Source organism: Lacipirellula limnantheis, assembly GCF_007746075.1.
GTDB lineage: Bacteria > Planctomycetota > Planctomycetia > Pirellulales > Lacipirellulaceae > Lacipirellula > Lacipirellula limnantheis.
Window position 1 is genome coordinate 6,744,390 of the sequence record NZ_CP036339.1, and the last position, 18,340, is coordinate 6,762,729.

The window sequence follows — 18,340 nt, forward strand, 5'->3', positions numbered from 1 at the left end:
TATACTCGCAAGAGCGTTCACCAACGAGGGCGGCCAGATGGCGATCGGCGTAACGAATCAAGTACGCGTACGACAACGCGCGTTCATGGCCGCTTGGGCGATCTCGTGGCTCTGGCTCGCCGGTTTAGCCTGGGGCGACGCTGCCGACGCGAATGCAGACCAGTCGGTCGGCATTGATCTGACGAGCGCTAAGGTCTTCGCTCCCGCCGATCTCACCGGCCCCGAAACGAAGGCAGTGCACCTGCTGGTCGACGAGATCGCCGCGCGCACGCGGCTGCGTTTGGAGATCGTTCGCGACTGGCCGCAAGACGAACAACAAGCGGTCATTGCGGTCGGTCAGGCGAAAGCCCTCGCCGCTCACGCCACCGTCGCGGACGAGAGGGCGTCCAGCGGGACGCTGCCGGCCGAGGGGTTCCGCATCGTCACGGAGACGTCGGCGGGCCGCTCGCCGACCATCTTCGTTCTCGGCAATGACGAGCGAGGCGTCTTGTTTGGCGTCGGCAAGCTGTTGCGTTCACTGGAGATGACGCGCGATCGCCTCGCCCTACGCGCGCCGCTCGAGGTGACGGCCGCGCCGGCCATGCCGATTCGCGGACATCAACTCGGCTATCGACCAAAGACGAACTCTTACGACGGCTGGGATCTGCCGCAGTGGGAACAGTACCTGCGCGATCTCACGGTGTTCGGCTGCAATACGATTGAGTTGATTCCGCCACGATCCGACGACGACGCCGACAGTCCCCACTTCCCGCGCCCGCCGCTGGAGATGATGGTCGGCATGTCGCAGCTTGCGGACGACTACGGGCTCGACGTTTCGCTTTGGTATCCGGCCATGGACGCCAGCTACGCGACCGAAGCGGAGATCGCCGCCGGGCTCGCCGAATGGCGCGGCGTCCTCTCGAAGCTGCCGCGCGTCGATGCGATCTTCCTCCCCTTCGGCGATCCTGGCGAAGCACCGCCCGAGCAACTCGTCGCGCTCCTTCAGCGACAAGCCGTTCAACTTGAGGAGCTTCACGCGGGCGCTCAGGTCTGGGTTTCGCTGCAGGGGCTCACCCAGCCGCAGTTCGACGACCTGATCGATTTCCTCCGCACCGATCCCACGTGGCTCACCGGCGTCGTTCACGGTCCGCAGACGCGCGTCAGCGTGGCCAAGCTGCGCGAGCTGCTGCCGCGACGCCTCGCGATCCGCGGCTATCCCGACATCACCCACAGCATGCGCTGCGAGTATCCCGTGCCTGATTGGGACGTCGCCTACGCGATGACCGAGGGGCGCGAGATCATCAACCCGCGGCCGCTCGACGAGACGACGATCTTTAAGCAGTATCGCGATCACGCCGTCGGCGTCGTCACCTATTCCGAGGGGTGCAACGACGACCTCAACAAGATGATCTGGAGCCAGCTCTGCTGGGATCCGGCGGCGCGGCCGATCGACTCGCTACAAGACTACGGCCGGTACTTCATCGGCAGCGACCAGGGGAGCGACTTCGCGCTCGGGCTGTTGGCGCTCGAACAAAACTGGCGCGGGCCGTTGCTCACCAACGGCACAGTGCTGACGACGCTCCAGCAGTTCCAAGCGATCGAGCAAGCGGCTCCGCCGGCGCTGCGGCAAAACTGGCGCTTCCAGCAGGCGCTCTATCGCGCCTATTACGACGCCTACCAACAGGCGCGGCTCGTCGAGGAAACGGCGCAGGAAGCGGCCGCCATGGAGGCGCTCATCCAGGCGGAAGCCCTCGGCGCAGAAGGAGCGCTGGCAAGGGCCGAGGCGATCCTCGCTCGCGCCGAGGCGCCGGCGCCGCACGATGCGCTCGCCGCGCGCGTCAAGGAGTTGGCCGAAGCCTTGTTCCAAAGCATTCGTATGCAGCTTTCGGTCGCGAAGTACGGAGCGATCGACGTCAACCGCGGTGCGAACCTCGACGAGCTCGACGTGCCGCTCAACAACCGGCGCTGGCTAAGGCGGAAATTTGCCGCGATTCGCGCGCTCAGCAGTGAGCAAGCGAAGCTCGAAGCGATTGGCGAAATCCTGCACTGGACCGATCCCGGGCCTGGCGGCTTCTACGACGACCTGGGGAACCCAGTTGCGCAACCCCACCTGGTGCGCGACGACTTCTATCCGGTCGACCCTGGATTTCTCTCGCATCCCACGCTCGGCTTCCGCAGCGATCCCCGCTGGCGCCGCTCGTGGTGCACCCACGTCGACGGCCTGTATGCAACGCCTGTAACGATGCACTACGACAACCTCGACCCCCACGCGCGTTACAAGGTGCGCGTCGTTTACGCGGGGGAGTCCTTCGACGTTGCCGTGAAGTTGTCCGCCGTAGCGTCAGACGATTCGTCGGCGCCGACGGAGCGTGAGATCGAGATCCATCCGTTCCGGCCGAAGCCGCAGCCGGTGGCGCCGGTAGAGTTCGACGTTCCAGCCGCAGCGACGGCAGGCGGCGAGCTAACGCTCCGGTGGCAATCGAACCCTGAGCGAGGCGGTCCCGGACGGGGATGCCAGATCGCCGAAGTTTGGCTGTTACGCGCTGATGAACCTTAATGCGTGGCGCCTATAGCCCCTGGCTTCGCCAGAGGGTAGCGTTACGTTAGGCGACGCCGCTCGATATAGTGACCAACCCCCTGGCGGAGCCAGGGGCTGCAATTGCGAAGTGGGCGAACAAGCACGATGAGCGAATCACTCCTGGCCGCCCTGCGAGCTGGCCGGCGCGTCTACGGGACGATGGTCGCCTCGAGTTCTCCCCTGTGGCCAGCGCTGCTGAAGCGGACCGGTCTCGACTTTGTTTTCATCGATACCGAGCATGTGGCGCTCGACCGCGAGACTGTCTCCTGGATGTGCCGCGCCTACGCCGCGCTCGAACTCACGCCAATCGTGCGCATCCCGACGCTTTGCCCGGTCGAAGCGGGCAAGATGCTCGATGCCGGGGCGCAGGGCATCATCGCTCCCTACGTCGAAACGGCCGAACAGGTGCGCACCCTCGTCGGGGCGGTAAAGTACGGTCCGCTCAAGGGCGAACGTCGCGCGGCGATCCTCGCCGGGCGCGAGCCCATGGAGCCGGCCTTGGCGGAGTACGTCGATGCGCGCAACGCCGCCAACCTCTGCATCGTGAACATCGAAAGCGTCCCGGCCATGGCAAATCTTGACGAGATCTTGCGCGTTCCGGGCCTCGACGTGGTGCTCGTCGGTCCGCACGATCTTTCATGCAGTCTCGGCATTCCGGAAGAGTATGGCCATCCTCGCTTCGAGTCGGCCGTGCGCGAGATCATCGTCAAGTCGCGGGCCGCGGGCGTGGCCGCCGGACTGCATATGGTGTACGGCGACGTCGCGCAAGAGGCGACATGGGCGCGGGAGGGAGCCAACTTCATCCTCCACAGCGGCGACGCATTCCTCGTCGAGCGGCACCTCCGCCGCGAGCTCGCCCAGCTACGCCGCGAATTGGGGGACGCTGCCGGGAACGTCGACAATCGCACGACGGCGATTTAAAGAATGGAACAGGAAAAGAGGCGGTGTCGAGATCGCCAACGGCAGTCTACGGCACTCGCAGCCGTTCGCGCTGCAGTCGCTCGGCGATGAAGTTGATGGCCGGTTCGGCCATTCGCTCGACGTAAGCCTCCAGGTCGCCTCCTGCGGTCGTTTCCAGGTCGGCATCGTACGGCACGCCGAGCGAGTAGAGCTTCATCCGCAATCGATCAGCGCCGTCGTGGCGAAGGTAGTCGGCCGGGTCGCTGGCGAACCATTGATGCCGCGGCCAGTTGAGCGGATGAATATGGAGCGTAGCGGTGTCTTGGCGGGCTTGTTCCGCATCGCGATAGAGTTGCGCAAGCGTGGGGTCGCCCGCCTCCATCGCACGATGATAGTCGATCGTCGGCGCGATCGCGGCACAGATGGGGAAGAGGTTCGGCTGCTGATAGGAGAACTTCAGCCCCCCCTGCCCTCCCATGCCGACGCCGAGGAGAGCAATCTGCGGCGGAGCGACTTGCCAGCATTCCGCGAGCCAAGGCAGCACGCTTTGGATGAGAAACTGTGCCGTCGACCGCTTCGTATCGAACGGCGGCCAGAGTCGATCGGTCCACCAGCTGCGGCCGGTCAGGGGCGCCAGGCAACGCAGCCCGCGCCGGGCGAGTTGCTGCATAACGATTGGTCGCTGCTCGAACTTCCGATCGTCTTCGTCATGCAAGTAGATGACGGTAGAGCCGTCCGACGCCGGCGCACCAGGCGTGAAGGCTCGGCAATGATGGCCGGCAATCTCCAGGTCGGTCCAGACTTCGTCGCTCAAGTCTCTTCCTTTGTGCCTGTGGGGCGTGGTCGCTCGCTTCGCGGCCGTTCCGGAGTCTGGACGGTTGCTGGCCCGTTATCTTACCCCGTCGCACGCCTTGGGTCGTGGCCCTACAATGGCGGCCCCCCCACACCGCGACTCGCCATGCCTGCTGCGAAACACCCGCTGCGGATTCTGCACCTGACGACGCGTCTCGACGGTTATGGCGGCGCGAGCATGTTGCGTTCGCTGGCCATGAGCCAAGCAGCGGCCGGCGACCGAGTGGTGGTCGCGCCGCTGCTGGCGGAGAAGCTTCCGGTTCACGCCCTGCGAGATCAAAACGTCACGGTCCAAACTCTCGGCGGTCGCTGGCCGATCGATGTGATCGCTCTAGCTCGGCTCGCACGCTTGCGCCGGCAGCTGGCGGCGGCCGTCACCCATACGTGGGACGTCCGCACGCTCGCTCACGCGGCGCTGAGCGGTCGGCGCCGGCCGGGGCAGGTGCTCATCGGATCGCTGCTAGCGATTGGCGACGCGACGCGTTGGAGCGAACGCGTATTGCGCTCCGTCCACCCGCGCGTTACCGCACTTACGGTTCCCGAGGAGGCGTCGCGGGAGCGGCTCACGCAGCTAGGCATTGATGCCAGCCGCATTCATGTGATTCCGCCAGGCGTGTCGCGGCGCGGCGCTGGCGAGGCCGGCCCGGCGCGGGCCGGCCTACTGAGCGAGCTCCAACTCGCGGGCGAGACCAAGCTGATTGCCGTGGCCGGACCGCTGCGACGCCATCGGCAGGTCGACGAGGCCATTTGGGCCTTCGAGTTGGTGCGCATTATCCATCCGACCGCCCGGCTGTTGATCGTCGGCGACGGTAACGATCGGGCGCGCTTGGAAGGGTTCGCGCAACAAGTGAGCGAGCCGGGCTGCGTCCGATTTCTCGGCTATCGTGACGATTGGCTCGCACTGCTGCCGGGGATTGACGTTTTTTGGCAACTGAACGCGTCGGTGACGACGCCGTTGGCGGTCCTCGAAGCCGGCGCCGCGGGCGTGCCGAGCGTCGCCAGCGACGTCCCCGCCCATCGTGCCGCGGTGGTTCATGATCGAACCGGGCTATTGGTGAAGCTCGGCGACCGGGCCGAAGCGGTGCGCGCCACCGACGAGTTGTTCGCTAATCGAGCGCGGGCCGAGCGGATGGGACTCGCGGCGGCCGAACGGATGGCGGAGAAGTGGTCGCTGGACGCAACGCTCGCGGCGTTTGATCGCCTGTACGAGAGACTCGTGCACGCTCCCGCGCCCTAGCGCGATTCCTCCGACATCCTGAGCGAGGCCCATCAGATTGCGTCGGCGACGATTTTTCGGACGCGGGCGAGGCATTGCGACGTGACAATCTGCGGCGGCATCCAGACGTCGTCGATGCTGGCCATCCCATGGCCGACCGCGCGGCGGCGGCGTTCAGAGTTAGTCCAGTTGCGGCGAATCTCCGCACAATGCTCGACGATCTCCCGGCGAGTCGGCAGGTATTCGGGACGCTGGAGACGGTTCATACCCCCTCGATGTTTGGCTGAACGTGCCGAAAGAAACCGCCGGGGCCAGGTTGCACGCGGTGGCAAGCAGGCGGTGGGCATCCCGAGACGGCAAGCCCAGCCCCGGCGGTCAGGTGGTGAGATCGTTGTAACCGTCGACCATGGAGATTGTGTGTAGGCCAAAGGAAAAATGGGCGAAGATTGCGGAGGCGGGATAAGACGGGGTCGGGAGACCTGTCAAGTCAGTGCCCTAGAGCCGCCATCGAAGAGAATGGGACCGCCGATAGACGCGAATCAACGCAGATGGAAAGAATTATCTGCGTTCATCGGCGGTTCCAAATTTCCCTTTCCTCGGCGCTCACGGCGCTCTAGGGGTGCTTGGCGGTCAATCATTGAACTTCGCAGGTCTCCCGCCGTCGCGCCCGCACATATTACGTCCGCTGCCCAAACCCTCTAGAATCAGTGACTTCGGTCCCAGGAATTCCTGAGCCGCGCACCACGGAGGATGCATTCGATGAAAGACGTACTGGCAGTCGTTCTCGCGGGCGGCAAGGGATCGCGCCTCGAACCTCTCACGCGCGATCGGGCCAAGCCGGCGGTGCCATTCGGCGGGATCTACCGGATCATCGACTTCACGCTGTCGAACTGCCTGAACAGCGGCATTCGCAAGATTCTGGTCCTCACCCAGTACAAGGCGATGAGCCTCGCCCGGCACGTGACTAACGGCTGGCGACATCTCCTCTGCCGCGAACTAGGCGAGTTCATCGACGTCGTCCCGCCGCAACAGCGGATCGACGAGCAGTGGTACCAGGGGACCGCCGATGCGGTCTATCAAAACATCTACACGCTGGAGCAAGAGCGGCCCAAGTACGTCGTGATCCTTGCGGGCGACCATATCTACAAGATGGACTACAGCAAGATGGTCGCCTACCACGAGGAGATGGGGGCCGACCTTACCATCGGCGCCCTGCGGGTAACGCCCAAAGAAGCGCGCGAATTCGGCGTGATGCAGATCGACGAAGGCCGGCGAATCATCGGGTTCGAGGAAAAGGTGCCGAATCCGAAAACGATTCCCGGCGACCCCGACCATTGCCTGGCGTCGATGGGAATTTACGTCTTCAATGCGCCGTTCCTCTTCGACCAGCTCTGCCAGGACGCCACGCTGCCCGAAAGCGCCCACGACTTCGGCCGGAACATCATTCCATCGATCATCAAGACGCACAAAGTGATGGCGTTTCCGTTCCACGACGAGAACAGCAAGAAAGACGCCTATTGGAAAGACGTGGGGACGCTCGATGCCTACTTCGAGGCGAACATCGAGCTGACCGCGGTCGATCCGCTGCTGAACCTCTACGACTATCACTGGCCGGTGCGGACCGACCAGCCGAACCTCCCGCCGCCGAAGTTCGTGTTCGACGAGAACTCAGGCCGTCGCGGCGAGGCGCACGACAGCATCGTTGCCGCGGGGACAATCATCGCCGGCGGGCATGTGACGCGGTCGATCATCGGGCCGAAGAGCCGCGTCGAGGAACGGGCCGAAGTGACCGAATCAATCTTGTTCTCGGGCGTCCATATCGGCAAAGGGGCGATCATTCGCCGGGCGATCATCGACAAGAACGTCTTCATCCCGGACGGGGCGCAGGTGGGGGTCGATCACGAAGCCGATCGCCGGCGCGGGTTCGAGGTGACCGAAAAGGGCGTCACGGTGATTCCGACGATCGACGGGTCCGAGGCGCTATTTTCGCGGTAGGGCTGATGCAACCGAACAAGTGAAGGTCGCTACTTCTTCGCCGCCCCAGGCTTGGCCGCGGTGCTCGCCGGCGCGTCGAGCAGCACGAGCGTGTCGACAATCGCCCGATCGGCGTCGGCGAAGCGTTCTTCGGCCGACTGTTCGACGGTCACGGCCACGGTGGTCGGCCGCTTTCCTTCGTCGGCGATATAGTAATACCGCCACTGCATCGGCACCTCGTCGACCGTTCCAACGGCGACCACGCCGAGGCATTGGTGCCCTGCGGCGTTGGCCCACTCGGTGGCCGCCTTCACCTCGCCCAGCTTATCGCCGAGCGACTTGACGACATTCTCTTCAAACTGCTGTAGCGTCATCGGCTTCCCCGCCGGGCGAACGGGCAGCGTCGAGACGTTGCAGTGGCCCAGCAGTTCGCCGGCAACCATCAGGCGCAGCGACATCGCTTCGCGTTGCTCGGCGGTGAGGAACCACGCTTTGTCGTGCATGAAGCGGTAGCCGCGATCGGCCGATTCAACCCGCAGCCGCCGCAGATCGGCTGGCTCCATTGCCTGGGCAGCAGTGAGTTGAGCTTTTTCAAAGGCGTCGGCTTGATCGACAGAAGAGAGGGGCGTCATCACGAGCGAGAGTTTCGCGACGACGTCGAGGCCCGGCGACACCTGGCCCGACTTGCGGACTTCCTTGATCGCCATGTTGAACTTCGTGATGCGGCGCTCGTCGAGATGGAATAGGTAGGCGCCGCGGAGGTCCATCTCGCTGGCGGCGCCGTCGACGGTGCCATGGACGACGCCGGCCAGGCGGATCTGCACTTGGCGGTTCTCCATGCCGGTGACGACGCTGCGGACCTCGCAGACCGCGACGTTGTCCATTCCGACCAGGCCACCGATCGTCTGGGCGTCGTGATCCCACCCTTCCGATTCCTTCAGCGAGCGGCTAGGCAGTAGGCGTTCGAGCAGCACGGTGTTGCCGATGACGTTGACCAGATCGAACTCGTCGCGCGTGAGGGTCTGGTCGAGGCCGTTTAGCGCCGAGGTCCCATCAGCGGCAAGATCGACGACGATCAGCCGGTCCTGCTTGGCCAGTTGACGGTCGACGCCGATCTCATCGGTTTTCAGCGTCGCCTTGGCGTTGTGGTAATGGCGAAGCGAGCGGGCGGGCTTCTCGGCGTAGGCCGACCAGTCGAGCAGCCGCTCGTCGTAGTCGAGCTTGGCGACGACGCTGGTGGCCAGTTTCGACTCTTTCCCTTCCGCATCGGTTGCGAACAAGTCGCCGCCGACTTCCAATTCGGCCTCAACGTGAATGACGTCGCCCGCCTTGGCTCCCGTGGTCAGATCGTACGCCGTCCCGGGCTTCGCCAGGGCAACTGAAACTGGGGCGACGGCAACGATCAGCGAACATACGGCGAAGAGGGCGCGTGACATTTTGCTTGAACCCCGGCTCTTGAAAGAGCGCCAGATGATGCGAAAACAATCGACTTGACCTGCGGAAAGCGCCCGACAGGCGGGGAGGATGATAGCCAGTTCTCAGAAAACACCCAAGATCGGCTGAAACCGTGCTTTGGTCGCCGCGCCGCTGGACAGGATTGAACGTCTGGCATCCTGGCGTCGAGAGAGCGTTCGACACGCCCCGATGCGGGAAACCGAGGGTTTTTGCGGAAATCCGCCCGTTATTCCCGTCGGACCGGACATCGTAAGTTATCTTTCAGTAGTCACTTACGACGAACTTTTCTGTTTTTGGGGAATCTATCGGCCCCAATTCTGCGAACTTTCTATCGACCCAAATCGGTCTTACTTCGTACAACCAGTAGCCCTTGAAGTCGCTAGCAACCGTCGGTACGGGGTCAAGCTAGCCCACTGCAAGCGGCTCGATGTCCGCCTTCGGGCCGCGACAAGCGAAAGTTGCAGAGTTGCCGTGCCTTGCCGCAAACAAGCGGGCACGATTTTCGTACAGGAGACGTCTGAAGCATTAGATCGACGCCGTGACTGCCGTGGGCGAAGGAATCGCAAGGAACACCACGTGTAACGCCGTTTGAGGAATGACCGAGAAGAAGGTGTACCATGCATATCGACTATAAAAGCCCGCTCGTCCGTGAAATTCGCGATCGCCAACGTCAGGAGGCGACCCGCGAACAGCTCCTGCAGCGCATCGACGCCGCCGAGCGGTTGATGGCGACGGTCGACGTCGGCCAGTCCTATCAACCGACGCAGGTCTTCGAGCAACTTGCCGGCGCCCAGACGGCCGCAGCCGATTCAGCGCGAAAAATTGCCGGCCGCGACTTGGTGCATGACCTGCGCCTGCTGGTGGAAGATCTGTCTGACGCTGCCGAGCTTCCAGCTGACGCGATGGGCGAGCAAGTCTTCACCGTCGAAGAGCTGGCCCGCCAGTTCAATGTTTCGACGAAGACGATTTCGCGGTGGCGCGAGCTTGGCCTCGTGAGCCGTCGGCTCGTCTTCGACGGCCGGAAACGGGTCGGCTTCCTCCGTTCGAGCGTCGATCGCTTTGTGCGGAACAACGCTGAGCGCGTCGAACGCGGAGCGAAGTTCAGCCAACTGACCGACGAGCAGCGGCACGAATTCATCGACCAGGCTCGCGAGATGGCTTCCAACGGCGTCGGCCAAGCGGAAATCGCCCGCCGGCTCGCCGAGCGGAGCGGTCGCAGCGTCGAAACGATTCGCACGGCGATTCGCCAACACGATGCGGAAAACCCTGAGCTTGCGGTGTTTCCGGTCCTGGGCGGGCCGCTGACTGAACCGCAGAAGCAGAATGTCTACGAGGCGTACCGCCGCGGCGCGTCGGTCGACAAGCTTTGCAGCGACTACAACCGGACGAAGACGACGATTTACCGAGTGATCAACGAAGTCCGCGCCCAGCGGATCATGGAGTTGCCGCTCGATTACATCGACAACGCCCGGTTCGCGCGCAAGGGCGCCGACAACGCGATCCTCGGCCCGATGCCTCAAACCGACGAACCCTCGCGGAAGCCGCGTCGTCCGACCGGTTTGCCCCCTTACCTGGCAAGCCTGTACGAGATGCCGTTGCTCACCCGCGAGCAAGAACAACACCTGTTCCGCAAGTACAACTATCTCAAGTTTAAGGCGGCGCGCCTGCGGAAGGAGCTCGACGTCGAGCAGCCGAAGGCCCCGCTGATGGATGAGATTGAAGACTTGAACGAACAGGCGGTAGGACTGAAGAATCAGATCGCGAAGGCGAATCTCCGGTTGGTCGTGTCGATTGCCAAGCGGCATGTCACGCCCGACCAGAACTTCTTCGAACTCGTCAGCGACGGCAACGTCTCGCTGCTGCGGGCGATCGAGAAGTTCGACTATTCGCGCGGCAATAAGTTCAGCACGTACGCCAGCTGGGCGATCATGAAGAACTTTGCCCGCACGATTCCGGGAGAGTATCGCCAACGCGATCGGTTCCGCACGAGCTACGACGAACTGTTCGCCGCTACCCAAGAAGAGCGCGGCAACCCGATGGTGGACGAGCGGGCGCAATCGGACCGCCTGGAGAAGATCCAGCGGATCTTGCAGAAGCTCGACGAACGGGAGCAGCAGATCATCATCGGCCGCTTCGGCCTTGATCACAACCGCGAGCCGTTGACCCTCAAAGAGGTCGGCGCCGAGATGGGCGTGACGAAGGAACGGATCCGGCAGATCGAAGCCCGAGCGCTCACGAAGCTGCGCCTGGCGGCCCAGGAGGAGAAGATTTCGATCGACCTGTAAGTCGCGAGCCATCCCCGAAGCCCCACGAGGCCGCTGCGAAGTCGTCAGACGTCGCGGCGGCCTTTTTTTGTCGAGGCGGCCGCGGCCGAACCCTCAAGATGGGCGACGCTTCGGCGTCGTGCCAGAACTAGGCGACGACTCAGCGCATGAGGATTCCGAGATGCTCAGCACAGAAACGCTTGATGAGCATCGGAGAATGACGCCGGGGGAGCGTTTCAGTCTGACCTTGCGCGCCATCCGAGAAAACATACCGCCGCTCGGCGCAGGACCGCCGGAACTCGTGTCCCGCCGCTCTGAATTGATGCGCCGTGAGAATGATCTGCGCAACGAGAACATGTTGCGCGCGTTTGCGCGGACACAGGATGCCGAATGAAGGATGCGTTCTATGGAGCGATGGCGAGGCAATTACGCCCCATCCGCATAGCGCATCAACACGTCCACCACGTCTTCGCGCCGTCGCAGGAACGCGTCTAGCACCTGCGGATCGAAGTGGTTTCCGCGCTTCTCCGCCATGGTGTCGAAGCACTCGTCGATAGGGAACGATTCCTTGTAACACCGCTTCGAGCTTAGCGCGTCGAAGACGTCGGCGACGGCCGTGATGCGGCCTTCCAACGGGATTTCCTCGCCCTGCAAGCCAGTGGGATACCCGGTGCCGTCCCAATGTTCGTGGTGGCTCATGGCGATGCGGTGGGCCAGCACTAGCAGCGGAGTCGCGCCACCTGTTACCCCCCCTAGCCGGCCAGCGCCGCCGGCGGCGGCGGGCTGTTCGTCGCCCGTGTACGGCTGCAAGATCCGGTCGCCGAACGTGCAGTGATGCTTCATCAGCTCGAATTCTTCGTCGGTCAGCCGCCCCGGCTTCAGCAAAATAGCATCGGGGATGCCAATTTTGCCGACGTCGTGAAGCTGGGCCGCCCGCTCGAGCAAGTCGGCTTCGTCGTCGACGATTCCTAACTCCTCGCCGATCAGCCGCGCATACCGGCCGACCCGCACGACGTGCAGTCCCGTGTCGTTGTCGCGGTACTCCGCCGCGCGGGCCAGCACCAGGCCGATTTCGCGGTATGCCTGCTCCAGTTGGCGGGTGCGCTCGCGAACGGCCGCCTCGAGGTCGTGATTGTAGCGCAACAACTGGTCCTGATACGCTTTCGCCGTGAGGACGTTGACGACGCGCGGAGCCAGCTCGGCCGGATCAACCGGTTTATTGAGGAAGTCGGTCGCCCCCCGCTTGAGCGCCTCGCAGCGGACCTTGTGATCCGTCACCGCCGTGAGAATGATCGCCGGAATGTGAGCCGTCTTCGGATCATGCCGCAACTCATCGAGCACGTCGAGCCCCGTGACGAACGGCATCATCAAATCGAGCAGGACGCAGTCCGGGCGCTCGTCGCGAATCAGGGCCATCGCCTTGCGGCCGTCGGTGGTCGTGACGAACTGCGAGAATCCTTCCAGTTCGAGTAAGCGACGAACGATCTTCACGTTCGTCGGTTCATCGTCGACGACCATTAACTTGCACTGCTTGATCGACGCCGAGTCCGCGGACTGCTGCGACGCGCGCGGCGGATCCGCGGCGACGGTCGGCGGCGACTTCGATTCAGCGATGGCGGTTGAGATGGTCATCAGCATGGCGGTCGGATCCGTTGCGGAGCAGACCGTTAATTCCCGTGTCTGTTAGACGACGATCAGGGGCTCCATTTCCCTCAGTTCGCCAAGAAGCGCCGCGGCCTGATCGCCCTTCCTCGCCGCAGCGTACGATTCGAGCTCGGCCGAAACCTCGGAAAGGCAGGTGAATCCCGCGGTGCCGCCTGATCCCTTCAATCCATGGACATGTCGCTGCAACTCTTCGTAGTCCTCATCGGCGAGCGCGCGTTCCATGGCGTCGAGGCGCGCCGGGATGCTCTCGACGAACTCCGCCACGATCTCGCGCAGCATTTCGTCCTCGGTCGGCAAGCTTGAGCGGATCGGGCCGGCAAGAGCTCGTTTGATCTTCTTTTCCTTCTCTTGCTTCACCAGCTCGTCGTGACGCAGCTCCAAGCCCGCGGCGACTTCAACGGCGCGGATCAGCTCATCGACGTTCACCGGCTTGGAGAGATAGCCCGAGCAACCGGCGAAGGTGCACTTCTCGCGATCTCCCTTCATGGCGTGGGCCGTGAGCGCGATGATCGGCTTGAGGAATCCCAGGGAGCGCAACTTGCGAGTGGCGGCGTAGCCGTCCATCTGCGGCATCTGCATGTCCATCAGCACGACGTCGAACTGCTCGGCAAGCGCAATCCGGCACGCCATCTCGCCATTCTCCACGGTCTGTACTTCAGCGCCGTGACGCGAGAGAAACACCTGAATGAGCTTGCGATTGGTTTCGCCGTCGTCGGCCAACAACACGCGCACCCCCTGTAAGTTCGCCGAAATCGGCCGATCGACGTAGTCTCCTGTCGCCGCGTCAGGGGGGGCCTCGAACATGCGAACATGCCGCAGATCGCCGATCTCCAGTTTCGCCGTGAAGGTCGTGCCGCGGCCAAGCTGACTGTCGACCGAGAGATCGCCGCCGAGCGCCGCGGCAATGTTCTTGCAAATGGCCAGCCCCAGGCCCGTGCCGCCGTACCGGCGCGTCATTGAGCTGTCGGCTTGCACGAACGGATGGAAGATGTCGCTCAGCTTCGACGGCTCAATCCCAATGCCCGTGTCGCGCACTTCGAGCGTCAAAAGGCCCCGATCGCCTTCGCGGGCGACGCCAGCGACGATCATCACGCTTCCCTGCTCGGTAAACTTAATTGCATTGCCGACCAGATTAATCAGAAGCTGACGCACGCGGTGCGGATCGGTCGTAACCGTTTCGGGGATCGGCCCGTCCCAGCGGTAGTTCAGGACGATTCCCTTCTCGATGGCTCGAACTCGCAACAGCGAGACGACCTCGGCGATGACCTGATGCGGCGAGAAGCGCGCCCGCTCCACTTGCATCTTGCCTGCCTCGATCTTGGACAGATCAAGAACATTGTTGATCAGTTCCATCAAATGCCGAGCACTGGTGCGAATGGTGTCGGCGTAGTCGCGGCGAGTTCGCTCGTCTCCCTCGTCGGCATTTCGCACCAATAGCTCGGCAAAACCGAGGATGCTGTTCAACGGCGTGCGAATCTCGTGGCTCATGTTGGCCAAGAACTCGCTCTTCGTCCGGTTGGCCGCTTCTGACTCTTCCATCGCGCGTCGCATGTCGAGCTCGTGCGACTTGCGATCGGTGATATCGCGGACGAACGCGCAAAACGTCGTCTCCTCGCTCCCCTGAATGGAGACGATGGCCAATTCGACGGCAAACTGCCGGCCGCCGCGGGCGACGCACTCCATCTCGAAGCGCTGGTGGACCTGCGATCCGGCGGGACTTTCGGTCAATTGCCGAAGTCCTGCAAGGTAGCGCTGTTGGTCGTGCTCGGGGATGACGAGCTCTTCCAGCTGGCTGCCGATCGCCTCGGCGACCGTCCAGCCGAACAACCGTTCGGCTGGTCCGTTCCAGTTGAGGACCTTCCCCCGCGCATCGAGTTCGACCACCGCGTCGAGCGAGCCCTCGATGATCGAACGCTCTTTCTCGAACGACCGATGGAGCTGCTCAGAGTAGCGATGCAGGTCGGCGTGATGCGACTCGAAGAGCGCCGTCTGGAGGGCGTTGTTCCGCATCTCCTCGGTGCTCTTGCGCATCGTGATCAGCAAGAACAGGTCTTCGAACAACACCCAGCCGGTATGTTCAATCCATCGCCAATGGTCGGCGGTGGCGACGCCGAACATCGACAGCGGCCAGAAGATGCCGCGAATGAGTTGATCAGCGGAGACGAGCGCCGTGGCGACCATCAGGACGCCCCAGTCGCGGTACGCCGCGAGGAAGGCGAGAGAACCGAAGACGTGAAAGTGGGTTTCCAGGCGGCCGCCGCTGACCTGCACCAGGAGCGACGAGAACAGCATCTGGGCGACGGCAATGGTGTAGCGCGTGATCGTATCGCCGGGGCGTCGCCAGGCCAGCCACACGGGCAGCGACGCGAGCGCGCCGCCGGCCCAGAAGGCGTACCACACGTGCGGATGCACCTCCGACGTCGCCCCGGACCAAGTGCGGGGCGACACGCAGAGCGCCGTCGCGACGGCGCCGAGCCATTGCACCATCATCAGGACGGCGAACATGCGATCGATGCGCCGGTAAATCTGCCGCTCGCGCTGACGGAGGATTTCCTCCGCGCGAAGCTGCTGCCGTGAATCTGCCGCCGCGCTGATCATATCGGATCCGCCCCTCTGGACCTCGATCTGACGGCACGGAATCCAGCGAACGCCCGCTCCTCCCGCGGCAGGTGATCGGCATCAGCCGTATCCGACCTTGCGGCGGCGGGGAGCGACGCCTCGCGCACCAACTCGCAGCCCCAGGCCGGGATCGCCACAACCTTCGCCTGATGATCTCTCAACAGACGCGTGATCGCCTGCAGGCCGACGTTGTCGCCGGCATGCCCGCGCGCCATGGTCACGCCGCCGGCGTAGAGTCGCCTTCCCGTTGCATCGAACAACAGCACGCTGCCGCTGACGCGCGCGTTAAACAATGCGGTTACGACGCCGCCCGGGTCGCGGAAGACGTGCGCGTTGGGCAGCCGCGCCGCGCGGGCCAAATTAGACGACGACCACCAGAGTTCGCCGACCGATCGCGGAGCCGCGGCGACGATGCAGACCTCGGGGAGCGCCTCGTTCGGCGCCAGCACCGGCAGCCGTTCCAACTCGGCCAACGTGGCCCGAGAACAAGGACACATCGGGTGCAAAAAAAGAACGAGCGTCGGCCGGCCCGTCATGCGTTCAATCGTCGACTCGGCCGGCCACTGCATCGCCACGTCGGCCGTCGAAGTCGCAGCGCCGTTGAATCCGTGAGCCGAGATGCCGTACCAACCCGCCGCCGCCAGCGCCATCCAGACGATGAGCGCAGCTCCCAGCGTCCAGGAGAGCCTGTCGTTAGATCGGGTTGGCGGAGAAAGGTCTCGCATCGAATGGCTCGATCAAAGTCTACGGCGCGGCCGTAAAACGCAGTCGGCGGCCCAGGCCCGTCGGCGGCAATGACCTGCAACTCTAGGTTAGCGAGGCCCGTGGTTGCCGTTCGTCTGCGGTAAGCCGATGATGCCGAAGACGACGACGGGGGCGGCAGCGCCGAGGGGGCCCGATTACAATGGCGGCGCTGGGCGCGATCGTTCAATCTGTCGACCGAATCAACCCGTCGTTGTCCGTTCCTGTCGCGCCAGCGCCGGTTGCGCGGGCTGTAGGGGCGCAGTATCTGGGGCATTGTCGCGAGCTCGCCATGAAATGGATCCTACTATCCTTGTTACTCGTCGCCTGCCCCCGGACGGCGGTCGCCGACGAGGGTCGCTTTGCAACGATCGAGCCCGACGTGAGGATTTATGCAAACGAGCCGGCGGCAAGCGACTCGGCGCCCGCGCCGACGCGAAAGTGCGTGCTGATCTTCGCCCTTCCCAATGGCAACACGCTGGAACAGACGCTCGGCTGCACGAAAGCCGAAGGGCTCGATTGGCATTACGACATCCAGCATGTGCTGGCCCAAACACGGCTGCTGCGAACGCTGACGCCGGCAGAGAAACTAGTGCTCGTCTGCGCCGAGGCCGGCGGCTTGAGCTGGCCTGCATGGCGCGCCAGCCGGCCTGACGGAAATGAGCGCATCGGCGAGCTCGCCCAACGCTGGCGCCGCGAGTTCGGCGGCGCTAACGCGCGCGTCACGCTCACCGGTCACAGCGGCGGCGGCAGCTTCATCTTCGGCGTGATCGAAGCCTTCGAAGAAGTCCCCGCCTGGATTGATCGCATCGCGATTCTGGACGCCAACTATGCGTTCGACGCGACGAAGCACGCCGACAAGCTTGTCCGCTGGCTGCAGGGCGACGATGCACGCCGGCTTATCGTGCTGGCATACGACGATCGGAACATCGAATTTAACGGTAAGCGAGTCGTCGGCCCCGCCGGCGGCACCTTCCGCGCGACGCAGCGAATGGTCGAAGCCCTACGCCCCGCGTTTGAGATGAACGACAAACAGACGGGGCCGTTCACCGAGTACGCGGGGCTTAACGGGCGCGTGCGGTTCTACGTTCATCCTAATCCTGCGAACAAGATTCTGCACACGGCCCTCGTCGGCGACATGAATGGTCTTGTCCACTCCCAAACGCTGGGAACGCCTGCCGAGGGCCAGTGGGGAACGTTCGGCGGGCCGCGCGCATACGAGGCCTTCATCGAGGAGCGGCCGATTGTCGATGAATTGCAAGCGAATGCCAGCAGCGCCTCCCGTCAACGGACGAATGCAAGATCCTCTGGTAGCCCCGCCCTCCCAGGAACGGAGATCGGAACGATTCCGGCGCGACGGCCCGATGCGATCGGCGGCCGCGCGTTCACGGAACAACTCGCCGGCCTGTCGCGTGACCAGCGTGAGGCGGCGATCTACGCCGAGATCGCCGCGGGCAACGTGCCCGGCTTCCTCCGCACTTTTAAGCAGGTCCCCATCGCCGCCGGCGGCCTCCGCGGCACGATCGACGTCGCTCCTGATTACCTGGCGATCGGCAGCGACGAAGACTTCGTCCGCATTCCAATGACGCCGCAAACGGCTCAGCGCCTGGCCGACCTCTTCGGCTGCGTGCTGCCGACGCGCAAGATCGTCGACGCGATCGACGCGGTCGCCGAGGTTCGCTTGGCGCCGCAGCCGTTGACCGATGACCGCGAATCGGTCGCCGCGTTTCTGCTGTCGAACCAGAAGATCGAGGCTCAGCGGCAGGGCCGTCAACTCGGGCCGCTCGTCACTGGCGGCAAAAAAGACATTGTTTTATCCAACAAGATCCACGAGCGCCCCGACCGGCTGGTCATCTACGGTTGGCGGCGGCTAGACGGCCAGCCGATTCAGCCGCTCACTAACGTGCACGTCGATTGGTACGTCGACTACAGCCACGGCGCGCGGTTAGTGCGCGACGAGATCGTCATCGACGGCCAGCGGCACAAGATCACCGACTTGCTGCAAGACGCGGCCCGGGCAGCCATCGTCAGCGACGAAGGGCCAATCGCTCCGCCGCGCTATCCGCTGGCGGATCGATAAGCCCGACCGGCTCCGCC

Annotated in this window: 13 protein-coding genes; 7 read left to right on the forward strand and 6 right to left on the reverse strand. The window is 63.8% G+C overall.

The window, feature by feature from the left end; all coding sequences use genetic code 11:
* Window positions 1–37: 37 nt before the first annotated feature.
* A complete protein-coding gene (locus tag I41_RS26545; RefSeq protein ID WP_168207173.1) occupies window positions 38–2,536 on the forward strand; it encodes a hypothetical protein in 2,499 nt (832 codons plus the stop codon).
* A gap of 126 nt (window positions 2,537–2,662) precedes the next feature.
* On the forward strand, window positions 2,663–3,478 hold the full coding sequence (locus I41_RS26550; protein WP_145436151.1) for an HpcH/HpaI aldolase family protein: 816 nt from the start codon (window positions 2,663–2,665) through the stop codon (window positions 3,476–3,478).
* Window positions 3,479–3,524: 46 nt separating this feature from the next.
* On the opposite strand, the gene I41_RS26555 is transcribed toward I41_RS26550, so the two are convergent.
* Window positions 3,525–4,271, reverse strand: coding sequence for an alpha/beta hydrolase-fold protein (locus I41_RS26555; RefSeq protein WP_168207174.1), 747 nt, complete (start codon window positions 4,269–4,271; stop codon window positions 3,525–3,527).
* A gap of 144 nt (window positions 4,272–4,415) precedes the next feature.
* Between I41_RS26555 and I41_RS26560 the strand changes: the two genes are divergently transcribed.
* Entirely contained in the window at window positions 4,416–5,546 is a 1,131-nt protein-coding gene (locus tag I41_RS26560; RefSeq protein ID WP_168207175.1) for a glycosyltransferase family 4 protein, read from the forward strand.
* A 32-nt stretch (window positions 5,547–5,578) separates the two neighbouring features.
* Here the strand turns inward: I41_RS26560 and I41_RS26565 are convergent, their stop codons facing one another.
* The gene (locus I41_RS26565; protein WP_145436157.1) at window positions 5,579–5,791 is read right to left on the reverse strand and encodes a hypothetical protein; all 213 of its coding nucleotides are present in this window, start codon (window positions 5,789–5,791) and stop codon (window positions 5,579–5,581) included.
* 493 nt (window positions 5,792–6,284) lie between these two features.
* Between I41_RS26565 and glgC the strand changes: the two genes are divergently transcribed.
* Entirely contained in the window at window positions 6,285–7,520 is a 1,236-nt protein-coding gene (gene glgC, locus I41_RS26570; protein ID WP_210421077.1) for a glucose-1-phosphate adenylyltransferase, read from the forward strand.
* A gap of 29 nt (window positions 7,521–7,549) precedes the next feature.
* On the opposite strand, the gene I41_RS26575 is transcribed toward glgC, so the two are convergent.
* Window positions 7,550–8,935: a hypothetical protein gene (locus tag I41_RS26575; RefSeq protein ID WP_145436160.1), complete on the reverse strand. Its 1,386-nt coding sequence runs from the start codon at window positions 8,933–8,935 to the stop codon at window positions 7,550–7,552.
* Between the two features lie 636 nt (window positions 8,936–9,571).
* Here I41_RS26575 and I41_RS26580 point away from each other — a divergent pair.
* Both I41_RS26580 and I41_RS26585 read left to right on the forward strand, forming a co-directional pair.
* Window positions 9,572–11,239 carry a sigma-70 family RNA polymerase sigma factor gene (locus I41_RS26580; protein ID WP_145436162.1) on the forward strand — a complete coding sequence of 556 codons (1,668 nt, stop codon included), beginning with the start codon at window positions 9,572–9,574 and terminating at the stop codon, window positions 11,237–11,239.
* 160 nt (window positions 11,240–11,399) lie between these two features.
* The gene (locus tag I41_RS26585) at window positions 11,400–11,612 is read left to right on the forward strand and encodes a hypothetical protein (RefSeq protein ID WP_145436164.1); all 213 of its coding nucleotides are present in this window, start codon (window positions 11,400–11,402) and stop codon (window positions 11,610–11,612) included.
* A 32-nt stretch (window positions 11,613–11,644) separates the two neighbouring features.
* Here I41_RS26585 and I41_RS26590 read toward each other — a convergent pair whose 3' ends face one another.
* Genes I41_RS26590 through I41_RS26600 form a run of 3 tightly spaced genes read right to left on the reverse strand, consistent with a single transcriptional unit; the run spans window position 11,645 to window position 16,227 of the window.
* Window positions 11,645–12,856, reverse strand: coding sequence for an HD domain-containing phosphohydrolase (locus I41_RS26590; RefSeq protein ID WP_145436166.1), 1,212 nt, complete (start codon window positions 12,854–12,856; stop codon window positions 11,645–11,647).
* Between the two features lie 45 nt (window positions 12,857–12,901).
* Complete coding sequence (locus tag I41_RS26595; RefSeq protein WP_145436168.1) at window positions 12,902–15,481, reverse strand: PAS domain-containing hybrid sensor histidine kinase/response regulator; 2,580 nt, start codon at window positions 15,479–15,481, stop codon at window positions 12,902–12,904.
* On the reverse strand, window positions 15,478–16,227 hold the full coding sequence (locus tag I41_RS26600; RefSeq protein WP_145436170.1) for a hypothetical protein: 750 nt from the start codon (window positions 16,225–16,227) through the stop codon (window positions 15,478–15,480). Before I41_RS26600 ends, I41_RS26595 begins: the two co-directional genes overlap by 4 nt.
* Before the next feature lie 308 nt (window positions 16,228–16,535).
* Here I41_RS26600 and I41_RS26605 point away from each other — a divergent pair, with 308 nt between their 5' ends.
* On the forward strand, window positions 16,536–18,323 hold the full coding sequence (locus I41_RS26605; RefSeq protein WP_145436172.1) for a hypothetical protein: 1,788 nt from the start codon (window positions 16,536–16,538) through the stop codon (window positions 18,321–18,323).
* Window positions 18,324–18,340: the final 17 nt, after the last annotated feature.

Excerpts from the sequence above, each read along its gene's own strand:
- I41_RS26545 (WP_168207173.1), top strand. The coding sequence starts at position 38 with ATGGCGATCGGCGTAACGAATCAAGTACGCGTACGACAACGCGCGTTC.
- I41_RS26550 (WP_145436151.1), top strand. The coding sequence starts at position 2,663 with ATGAGCGAATCACTCCTGGCCGCCCTGCGAGCTGGCCGGCGCGTCTAC.
- I41_RS26560 (WP_168207175.1), top strand. The coding sequence starts at position 4,416 with ATGCCTGCTGCGAAACACCCGCTGCGGATTCTGCACCTGACGACGCGT.
- I41_RS26565 (WP_145436157.1), bottom strand. The coding sequence starts at position 5,791 with ATGAACCGTCTCCAGCGTCCCGAATACCTGCCGACTCGCCGGGAGATC.
- glgC (WP_210421077.1), top strand. The coding sequence starts at position 6,285 with ATGAAAGACGTACTGGCAGTCGTTCTCGCGGGCGGCAAGGGATCGCGC.
- I41_RS26575 (WP_145436160.1), bottom strand. The coding sequence starts at position 8,935 with ATGTCACGCGCCCTCTTCGCCGTATGTTCGCTGATCGTTGCCGTCGCC.
- I41_RS26580 (WP_145436162.1), top strand. The coding sequence starts at position 9,572 with ATGCATATCGACTATAAAAGCCCGCTCGTCCGTGAAATTCGCGATCGC.
- I41_RS26585 (WP_145436164.1), top strand. The coding sequence starts at position 11,400 with ATGCTCAGCACAGAAACGCTTGATGAGCATCGGAGAATGACGCCGGGG.
- I41_RS26590 (WP_145436166.1), bottom strand. The coding sequence starts at position 12,856 with ATGCTGATGACCATCTCAACCGCCATCGCTGAATCGAAGTCGCCGCCG.
- I41_RS26595 (WP_145436168.1), bottom strand. The coding sequence starts at position 15,481 with ATGATCAGCGCGGCGGCAGATTCACGGCAGCAGCTTCGCGCGGAGGAA.
- I41_RS26600 (WP_145436170.1), bottom strand. The coding sequence starts at position 16,227 with ATGCGAGACCTTTCTCCGCCAACCCGATCTAACGACAGGCTCTCCTGG.
- I41_RS26605 (WP_145436172.1), top strand. The coding sequence starts at position 16,536 with ATGAAATGGATCCTACTATCCTTGTTACTCGTCGCCTGCCCCCGGACG.